This window comes from Acinetobacter sp. GWC1_38_13 (assembly GCF_001767535.1).
GTDB classification, from domain to species: domain Bacteria; phylum Pseudomonadota; class Gammaproteobacteria; order Pseudomonadales; family Moraxellaceae; genus Acinetobacter; species Acinetobacter junii.
The window spans coordinates 1-8,841 of record NZ_MELG01000068.1; the positions used below are offsets into that span (position 1 = coordinate 1).

General features: G+C 34.7%; 9 protein-coding genes, 1 tRNA gene and 1 pseudogene. 8 read left to right on the top strand and 3 right to left on the bottom strand.

Annotated features, from left to right (window positions below):
* Positions 1 to 100: 100 nt before the first annotated feature.
* From A2003_RS06575 to A2003_RS06595, 5 genes and pseudogenes are all read left to right on the top strand, one after another.
* Positions 101 to 999: pseudogene (locus A2003_RS06575) on the top strand (catalase family protein); the annotation flags it as partial.
* A gap of 150 nt (positions 1,000 to 1,149) precedes the next feature.
* The gene (locus A2003_RS06580) at positions 1,150 to 2,079 is read left to right on the top strand and encodes an LpxL/LpxP family acyltransferase (RefSeq protein ID WP_286687013.1); all 930 of its coding nucleotides are present in this window, start codon (positions 1,150 to 1,152) and stop codon (positions 2,077 to 2,079) included.
* A gap of 117 nt (positions 2,080 to 2,196) precedes the next feature.
* Positions 2,197 to 2,273, top strand: a tRNA-Met gene (locus tag A2003_RS06585).
* Positions 2,274 to 2,547: 274 nt separating this feature from the next.
* Entirely contained in the window at positions 2,548 to 2,769 is a 222-nt protein-coding gene (locus A2003_RS06590) for a cold-shock protein (RefSeq protein ID WP_004911781.1), read from the top strand.
* A gap of 277 nt (positions 2,770 to 3,046) precedes the next feature.
* Positions 3,047 to 3,280, top strand: coding sequence for a hypothetical protein (locus tag A2003_RS06595; protein WP_004962567.1), 234 nt, complete (start codon positions 3,047 to 3,049; stop codon positions 3,278 to 3,280).
* A gap of 76 nt (positions 3,281 to 3,356) precedes the next feature.
* Here A2003_RS06595 and A2003_RS06600 read toward each other — a convergent pair whose 3' ends face one another.
* On the bottom strand, positions 3,357 to 3,923 hold the full coding sequence (locus A2003_RS06600; RefSeq protein WP_039048226.1) for a lysozyme: 567 nt from the start codon (positions 3,921 to 3,923) through the stop codon (positions 3,357 to 3,359).
* Between the two features lie 222 nt (positions 3,924 to 4,145).
* Between A2003_RS06600 and A2003_RS06605 the strand changes: the two genes are divergently transcribed.
* Together A2003_RS06605 and A2003_RS06610 are read left to right on the top strand one after the other, a co-directional pair.
* Complete coding sequence (locus A2003_RS06605) at positions 4,146 to 4,700, top strand: 1-acyl-sn-glycerol-3-phosphate acyltransferase (protein ID WP_039048249.1); 555 nt, start codon at positions 4,146 to 4,148, stop codon at positions 4,698 to 4,700.
* 142 nt (positions 4,701 to 4,842) lie between these two features.
* On the top strand, positions 4,843 to 5,592 hold the full coding sequence (locus A2003_RS06610) for a YebC/PmpR family DNA-binding transcriptional regulator (RefSeq protein ID WP_004954784.1): 750 nt from the start codon (positions 4,843 to 4,845) through the stop codon (positions 5,590 to 5,592).
* A gap of 43 nt (positions 5,593 to 5,635) precedes the next feature.
* On the opposite strand, the gene A2003_RS06615 is transcribed toward A2003_RS06610, so the two are convergent.
* Positions 5,636 to 6,106: an Lrp/AsnC family transcriptional regulator gene (locus A2003_RS06615; RefSeq protein WP_004911804.1), complete on the bottom strand. Its 471-nt coding sequence runs from the start codon at positions 6,104 to 6,106 to the stop codon at positions 5,636 to 5,638.
* Between the two features lie 459 nt (positions 6,107 to 6,565).
* Positions 6,566 to 7,336, bottom strand: a complete 771-nt coding sequence (locus A2003_RS06620; RefSeq protein WP_039048248.1) for a glutathione S-transferase family protein — start codon at positions 7,334 to 7,336, stop codon at positions 6,566 to 6,568.
* A gap of 357 nt (positions 7,337 to 7,693) precedes the next feature.
* On the opposite strand from A2003_RS06620, the gene A2003_RS06625 reads away from it, so the two are divergent.
* The coding region (locus tag A2003_RS06625) for an SfnB family sulfur acquisition oxidoreductase (protein ID WP_286687014.1) at positions 7,694 to 8,841 on the top strand (1,148 nt) is incomplete at its 3' end.

An 8,841-nucleotide genomic window follows, 5' to 3' on the forward strand; every position in this document is an offset into this window, starting at 1 on the left:
CAGTAAATTTAGATGTTTTCATGCAGAATCTCCTGCTCGTATCTTAAGAGAAAATTCTACTTTTAGATCCTATTTTTTTTAGGGGGGATTACCAAAATTAGCGCTACGAGACGCTCATCCTAAAGCCCATGGTTGTATGAAAGCAGAATTCAAAGTTTTACCAAATTTAGCCGAAAAATTTGCACATGGCATTTTAATACCCAATAAAAATTATGATGCTTGGATCCGTTTTTCAAATGCATCTAGCGATGCTTCAAAAGCAGACTATGAAAAAGATGCTCGTGGCATGGCGATTACAATTTTAGGCGTTACAGGCAATAAAATTCTAGAAAATGAAAAAAATGCCACGACTCAAGATTTTATTATGATTAATCATCCTGTTTTCTTTGCAGATAATGCAAGTCGATATCTTAAATTTGTGGATGCAACCAGCAGTGATAGTATCTTAAAAAAACTAAAACTCCCTTTTACACTTGGTTTTAAAGGTACAAAAAATGCTTTTAGTGCCGCGAACTCAAAAATAACTAATCCAATAAATAGTCGTTATTGGTCGATGGTTCCCTATCAACTTGGATCAGGAGCTGATAGAAAAGCAGTAAAATACTCAGTTAAACCATGCACACAGACTTCCGAGTTTATAACTAAACAAACAAACCCTGATTATTTAAGAACAGCGCTTAGAAGCACCTTACAGGAAAAAAATGTTTGTATGGAATTTATGGTTCAACCAAGAACTTCATCTAACATGTCTGTCGAAGATTCAATGACCGAGTGGAAAGAGTCAATCGCCCCATTTTATACTGTTGCAATCATAAACATTCCTAAACAAGAGTTTGACACCCCAGAACAAAATCAATTCTGTGAGAATCTTTCATTTACACCTTGGCATTCCTTGCCTGAACACAAACCTTTAGGCGCTATCGTATGCGTAAAATCATTTACGAAAATATAAGTACTGTTCGCCATCAGATGAACGTTACCCAAAGAATTGAACCGTGAATAACACCTCAATTCTAGATACATTAATCTAATGTAAAATAATAACTTAAGAATATAGTGAATATGCTTTTCTAGAAGTAAAGATTTCTCTAAAACAAATAAATCTAAAATATGCTAGGCTGGTGAGTTTTTTAAACGAAACAGACTGCTATGAAAACCAACAAACATTATGAGGCAGGAAAGTTTCAGTGGGCTTTTTTACTGCCCAAATACTGGGGTATTTGGATTGCAATATCCCTACTTATGATCGGTGCAATTTTACCTTGGTCTATTCAGCACAGAGTTGCAAATTGTTTAGCAAAATTTGCATGGAAATATCTTCATTCAAGAAGAAAAACTACACTTAAAAACTTAATGATATGTTTTCCCGAAAAAGATGCTGAATCATTATACAAAGATGGTCAAGAGGTCTTTTTCAATACCATGCTTGGAGTATTTGAAGCATTAAATGCATGGTATTGCCCTAAATGGTATGAAAATAGAATTCATATCCATGGTATCGAACACATTAACTCAGCAAAAGGACATGGAATATTACTATTAGGAAGTCATACCACGCTACTGGATGCTGGAGGATTTATCAGTAGTCGCTTCTTTGATCTAGATGTAGTTTATCGCCCTCAAAACAATCCTCTACTTGATATGATGATTACAAGATGCAGAGCATCTAGCTATAAACATCAAATCTCAAAAGATGATATGAAAGGGTTAATTAACAGTCTAAAAGCTGGACGAGCTATCTGGTATAGTCCCGATCAAGATTTTGGACTGAAACAAGGTGTGATGGCCCCCTTTTTCGGTGTACAGGCAGCAACATTAACCGCACATAGGCGTCTAATTAAAATTGCAAATGCTGTAGCGATTCCTTTATTTTTCTATCGAACTGGTGATATTAAAAATCCTCAGTATCATATTTTATTAGAGAAGCAGCTTGAGAATTTTCCCACAAATGATGAAATTAATGATGCGACTCGTGTAAATTTAATATTAGAAAATCAAATTCGTACTCAACCAACACAATATATGTGGTTCCATCGCCGCTTTAAAACACGATTAGTAGGTCAAGCTAAGATCTATTAATTATAGATAAAATCATGTTAAAACCTCAATAAAGGTTAAAAATACTTCAGATAGCATTATTTATTGAAGATTTATTTGACCTTATCAATTATACCGCGTATAACGTCAACTCACTGGTGCGGGGTGGAGCAGTCTGGTAGCTCGTCGGGCTCATAACCCGAAGGTCGTTGGTTCAAATCCAACCCCCGCATCCAATTATTTAAGTTTTTTTAGAAAAATATTCTGTATTAATCTTATGTAATTCATAACATTAATATTGGTTCATTTTTTAATCTAAAAATAAAGATTGCTAATTCACATATAAAGCGTATAGTGAATATACACGATAAGAAAATATATTTTTGTCTCATTAAAATTCTCATTTTGCATGAATACTTCCCGCTTATTTGATATTTTAGTTTCAAGTTTATTATTTTAAAATCAGTCTTTTATAAATTTATTCTCATCAAGAGAAAGGATATTATTATTATGTCAAATGGTATGAATGGTACAGTTAAATGGTTTAACGAAACTAAAGGTTTTGGTTTTATTCAGTCAGATAATGGTCAAGATGTTTTCGCTCACTACAGCGAAATTGCAAACAACGGATTTAAAACACTTTTTGAAGGTCAACGCGTTAAATTTGACGTAATGCAAGGTAAAAAAGGTTTACAAGCAAGTAATATTTCTGTTCTTGCATTGAACTCTTAACTCCATTTGCTAATTTAGTTAATTCCAGTCAAAAATATCAAAACTTATAGCTGAAAATACCATAAACTTTTCATCTTACGGTCTTAGAATATTACTAAATTTGCTCAGTAAGCCTACTTATAGAAGTGGGCTTATTTCTTATTAGATAAACCATTAAATAGAATATAAAATTAAAATCTCTCGAATAAAATTTTCATAGAATTTAAATATTGCATTTACATTACAAAGCTTAATTTTTATGTTAGGATAAGATCGAATCTAAGATTATCTTATAAATATGTGCAATATTAGTATATTAGAAGAATTAAACCAATCTATTGAGTACTATTTAAATAGAAATGGACAATATCCAAGTCGAATTATTTTAGGTTATAAAACCTATACTGAACTTATGCATCAAAAGAAATTTTCAGACGAATTAAAACATTCTGCTATAGAACCTAATAAGCGTAAGTACAGAAAAATTAAAATTAAGCTAACTCAAGATGATCACCAGTTAGAGTTACGATAGCTCTATTCGTTATTAGAAAGTCCCCCTTAACGTATTTACTGTTTCAATCTTAATTTATTGAATAGAATTCCAATAATTATTTTAGAAATAGTTCTTTTTCAGCATGTCGACGTCTCACCAATCCACGCATCACATTCCCTCCAGCCTTATTCCAAACCCCAAATTGTTCGGCTGCTGCTGAATATTCACCCATATTTAGATACTTTAATAATGTTGATGTTCTAAATGCATTTTCACCAATGTTATAAGTCAATGATACAAGGGCATCGAACTGATTTTGCTTTAATGAAACATTAACAAGCTGATTTACTGTACGCTGAAACCTTAATAAATCATGTTGAAAATAAGCTTTTGCTTCACTTTCAGTGCAGGTCTCACCTCTTTTAACTCTCACTCCATTTGGATAAATCGTTGTTCCATATCCAATAGTCCAAGTGCCTGCTCCATCATCATAAGATTTTAATCTCAGATCTTCAAAATCCATGATGAAGCGCATTCCAGCATGGCTTATTTGCATGGGCACTATGGCTTCAACTTCATTTTCATCATATGCGGTTGCTATATTAGAGTTCGATGTCTCTGATCTAGAACTCACTTGGTATTGATTGATCATTTGTTTTAGCCACTTCTTAAAGCTTTTCACCAAGTTTTTCTCGAATCTAAATTAAGTGAGTTCAGCATATTCATGCTGTGATTACGAGTTTGTTATGGTAACAAGCTTACATATCACTGAATCAACAGATCAGAATTATTTGCTATTCCTTGAAAAATATTCAATTTGCCGAAATCATGAAGTTGTGGTTGTTAAGGATATATATTTTCACAATAAGTCATATTAAACTGCTGTGATTCTTTTGAACGATGAATGACTGCTATGAAAAAAATTATTGGAAAATCAATTTTTAAGGCAGCAGGCTGGACATATCAAGTTGATCCCGCAATTTTGGAACAAAAACAAGTGATTATTGGATTTGAACATACATCAAATCTAGATACTATTCTTTCACTCGCTTTGTTTGAAATCTTAGAACTTAAAGTTCATACATTGATTAAAAAGGAACTATTCAAAGGTCCTCTTAAACCTATTTTAGAAAAGCTAGGTGGCATTCCTGTTGATCGTAAAGCAAATAAAGACATAGTGACGCAAATGGTCGACTTATTTAAGCGTAATGAGCGCTTTAATTTAGTCATAGCTCCAGAGGCAACACGTGCAAAAAATGGTGAAGATCGCAAACCAATTCGTACAGGATTTTGGCATATTGCTAAAGCAGCCAACGTACCTATTATTTTGATGTATGCCAATGCACGTACAAAACAAGGTGGTATTTTAGGAAAAATTTATCCTACAGATTTACAAAAAGATTTGGAACAAATCAAAGCTCTTTATGCTGAATACGATATTGACGTAAAGATTAACTAATTTTTGCATTCTTTCTGATCAATCTTTAATACATGATCAGGAATTTAAATTTTGAATGCTTAATGCAGTGGTTTTCAACAAAACTATCGCTATGCTAATATTCACGCACTTTTTTGAGTTTTAATTTTTTGGAGTTACTTCCATGGCGGGTCATTCTAAATGGGCCAATATTAAGCATCGTAAAGCTAAACAAGATGCAAGTCGCGGTAAAGTTTTTACTAAATACATCCGTGAAATCGTAACAGCTTCACGTTTAGGCGGGCCAGATGCAGCGAGTAACCCTCGTTTACGTGCCGTTGTTGAAAAAGCACTTTCTGTGAATATGACACGTGACACCATCAACCGTGCGATCCAACGTGGTGCTGGTGGCGAAGATAATGATGATTTAAAAGAAGTAACCTATGAAGGTTATGGTGTTGGTGGTGTTGCAGTTATCGTTGAAACCATGACTGATAACTTAAACCGTACTGTTCCAGATGTTCGTCATTGCTTTAGTAAAACCAATGGCAACTTGGGTACCAACGGTTCAGTAGCGTACCTATTCACTAAGCGCGGCGAAATTTCTTTTGATGATGTTTCATTAGAAGACAAAGTGATGGAAGTTGCCTTAGAAGCTGGTGCTGATGACATCGAGATCGATGAAGACAGTATCTTAGTTATCACTAGTCCAGAAAGTTTTGGTGATGTTCAAGATGCGCTTACAGCAGCAGGATTAAAATCTGACAATGCCGAAGTGGTCATGAGCCCATCGACTAAAGCTGAAATCAACGATATCGATCAAGCTAAACAGATCATGAAAATGATTGATATGCTTGAAGATCTTGATGATGTTCAAAACGTTTATACAAACGTGGAATTTACAGAAGAAGTTTTAGCTCAACTCGATGCTTAACTGATTCAAGTGAGTAAAAAATGCATCTTTTTAGATGCATTTTTTATAGCTTATTTAAAAGCTTATAACAGTTGAAAACATTATATTCTTTGATCACAAAACTCGAATGAAGTGCGACTACACTGTCGATCTTACCAATACGGCGTAATAAAATTTCACTGTAGTCATCCATATTTCTCGCTACCAGTTCTAAAATAAAATCTGCACTCTGCCCTGTTACCAGAAATGCATTGGTCACTTCTGGAATATCTTCAATCTCTTCTAAAAACTTATCAAAAGTTTCACTGTCATGCTTACTAAGCGACACTTGCAAAAGAATGTGCAGACTAAAACCAAGCTTATTAAAGTTAATTTCTCGTTTAAGTTGCCCCATTACTTGGGATTCAATTAAATTTTTAATACGGCGATGCACTGAACTTACAGATAGATTAATACGCTCTGACAATTCATTCAGATTTACGTCTTCATGAGTCAAAATTTCAAGAATTTGCTTATCAAATCGATCTAATTCCATAGTACAGTCCATATGATTTCTAACTTATTTTATCGGAACTGCTTAAAACAAATTTTTAAGGGTCAAGGGAAAACATACGTTTAACTTTTGACAATGTTGTATGGATAACACGAACATTATTCCGATAAACTTTTGGTTTATCTTTGTCTCAAAGCCGAAACAAGACCTTTTGAGTAAATGTTCGACTCATCTCCCAATAGTCAAACAACTCGTTTCGATCCCCATCACACCCTGGAACATAAGATAACAAAGCCTTCTTACAATTATTTCCCTCTTTTAACTTTTTTTAAAGTAAATTTGGAAAATATTTCTAATATTTTTAGCTTAAAACGAATTTTCTTTTAATAAATCATGTTATTCATTAATAATTTCTTAGATTTTTGATAGTTACCCCATTTAATTTCTCATAAAAAAGCCCTGATATTTTGTATCAAGGCTAATATTGGTGTGGATTAGCGATCACATTCCACGCCAATCCACTCGCGCGTTACGTTCAGTTGCATAAATACGCTGTACATATTGTCCTAATGGTAGATCAAGTAAATCGTCATGATATTGTTTCAATTCACCTGAAAATTGCTCAAGATCATCATTTTCAAGTTCCCAAGGAGTACCCTTGATCACAAGCAGCGGTGCCAGCATAGAACAGACTGCAATATCGGCTAATCCCAAACGATCTCCAACCAAATAACGTCCTTGATTATCGATCAAACGCTGATTTAAATCTGCAATCAATTCCGTCATTCGTATTTTCGATTTTTCAACTTTTTCTGGATTCAGTTTGTAATTCGTTGAAACTAAACTCTTCAAAATAGGTTTTGAGATTTTCTCAAATTGGCGTAAGTAACCCTGTTCACCCATCATAATTTCAAGTGGATGATCACCAATAGAAAGTGCCTGTGCTAATGTCCAACGGCGTACATGAATCCCTAATTCACCCACAAGCTCATCAATATCAAGAGCCTGTTTGCGTAAACTTTCGTCACGTCTAAGTAATGCATGTTCGGGATAAGTCGCATCAAGATAGAGGGCGATCTTGGTTGAATCTGCAACCCAGCGTTTGTCATCTTTCAACATTGGCAAAAAAAATTGCCCTGATTTGAGATAGGTAAACGCGCGATGAAAACCTGGAATTAAATTATGTGCAACATAGTCCAATTCCTTATGATCTAACAACCAGCGAGCTTTTTCACAATAGTGAGATAAAGGAAATTGGTATAAAACCCGCATAGACACTCCAAATTTATTTTTCTATTCGATCAAACATAAAGTTTTCCCTACTTTAGAAGTAAAAGTGAATGATTACAATGTCGTTTTTGCTCTATCTTTTTTAATTTTGGCTAAAGCTTGCTATACATTTTTTAGATGAAGTTATTCTATTTAGTCATAAAAAAACTATTTTTGTAGCTTTAGGTTTACATCAAAAGTGATAAACAATTGTTTTCACTAAAATTTAAATATCACTTTTTATTTCATTTTTCTCATAAAAAATGCTTAACAATTATTGTGATATACAAGCCAAAACTGATGGTTTAGTGGAAAAGTAAAACTTTTGTAAAGTTCCTCTTATCTATTAGAGGTGTCTACATGTCCAGTAATCAATCAGTGATCCAAGCTCCAGTACAACTGATTTTAAATGATCAGCAGGCCATTAATGCTGCCTATCAAGTTTCTGACTTTGCATTAGAAGAACGAAATAGACGAGACCAAAATCGTATTTTGCCAACGGAACAAATCAATCAGTTTAGTCAAAAGGGTTTAGGCGGTATCCGTATCCCAAAACAATATGGTGGTGCTTTTGTCTTCAATAAAACTTTGGCCCATGTGTTTCGTATTTTGAGTAAAGCCGATGCCAATGTTGGGCAAATTCCACAAAACCAATTCGGTCTTTTAAATTTTATTAATATCACGGGTTCAGATGCGCAAAAACAGTTTATCTACACTGAAATTCTTGCAGGTAAACGCATTGCAAATGGTGGACCTGAAAAAAATTCCAAAGATACCAAATCCATTCAAACCACGTTAACGTTGGAAAATGGGCAATACTTTTTAAATGGAGAAAAGTTTTACTCGACTGGAACCAGCTTTGCAGATTGGTTAGCAATTCGTGCCTTACATCCCGATGGTCATACCGTACTTGCAATCATTGACCGACATGCCGCAGGTGTTGAGGTCATTAATGACTGGAATGGCTTTGGACAACGTACCACAGCCAGTGGAACGGTAAAACTACACAACGTTATCGTTGATCCTGCACTATTTTTTGATGAACGCATTATTGCCGACACCCCAAATGTACGCGGTACTTATTCACAACTTTTACAGGTTGCGATTGATGTTGGCATTGCCGAAGCAGCTTTTGATGACACTTTATCCAGCATTCGTAAAGCACGCCCCATTATTGATGCAGGTGTAGAAAAAGCCAGTGAAGAACATTACACCTTACAAGAAGTTGGTAAACTCAATATCCTGCTCGATGCAGCCATTTTATTACTAGATGAGGCAGCAGAATTTCTAGATGAACTTGATCAACTTACTGAGATTTCTACCGAACAAGCCGCACGCGCTTCTATTTTAGTAGCAGAAGCAAAGATCTATGCCAATGATGCTGCCCTGCATATCTCAGAAAAATTACTCGAATTTGGTGGTAGTCGTGCCAGCCTAAGCCAACATAATCTTGATCAGCATTGGCGCAATGCTCGCGTACATACCTTACACGATCCTGTGCGTTGGAA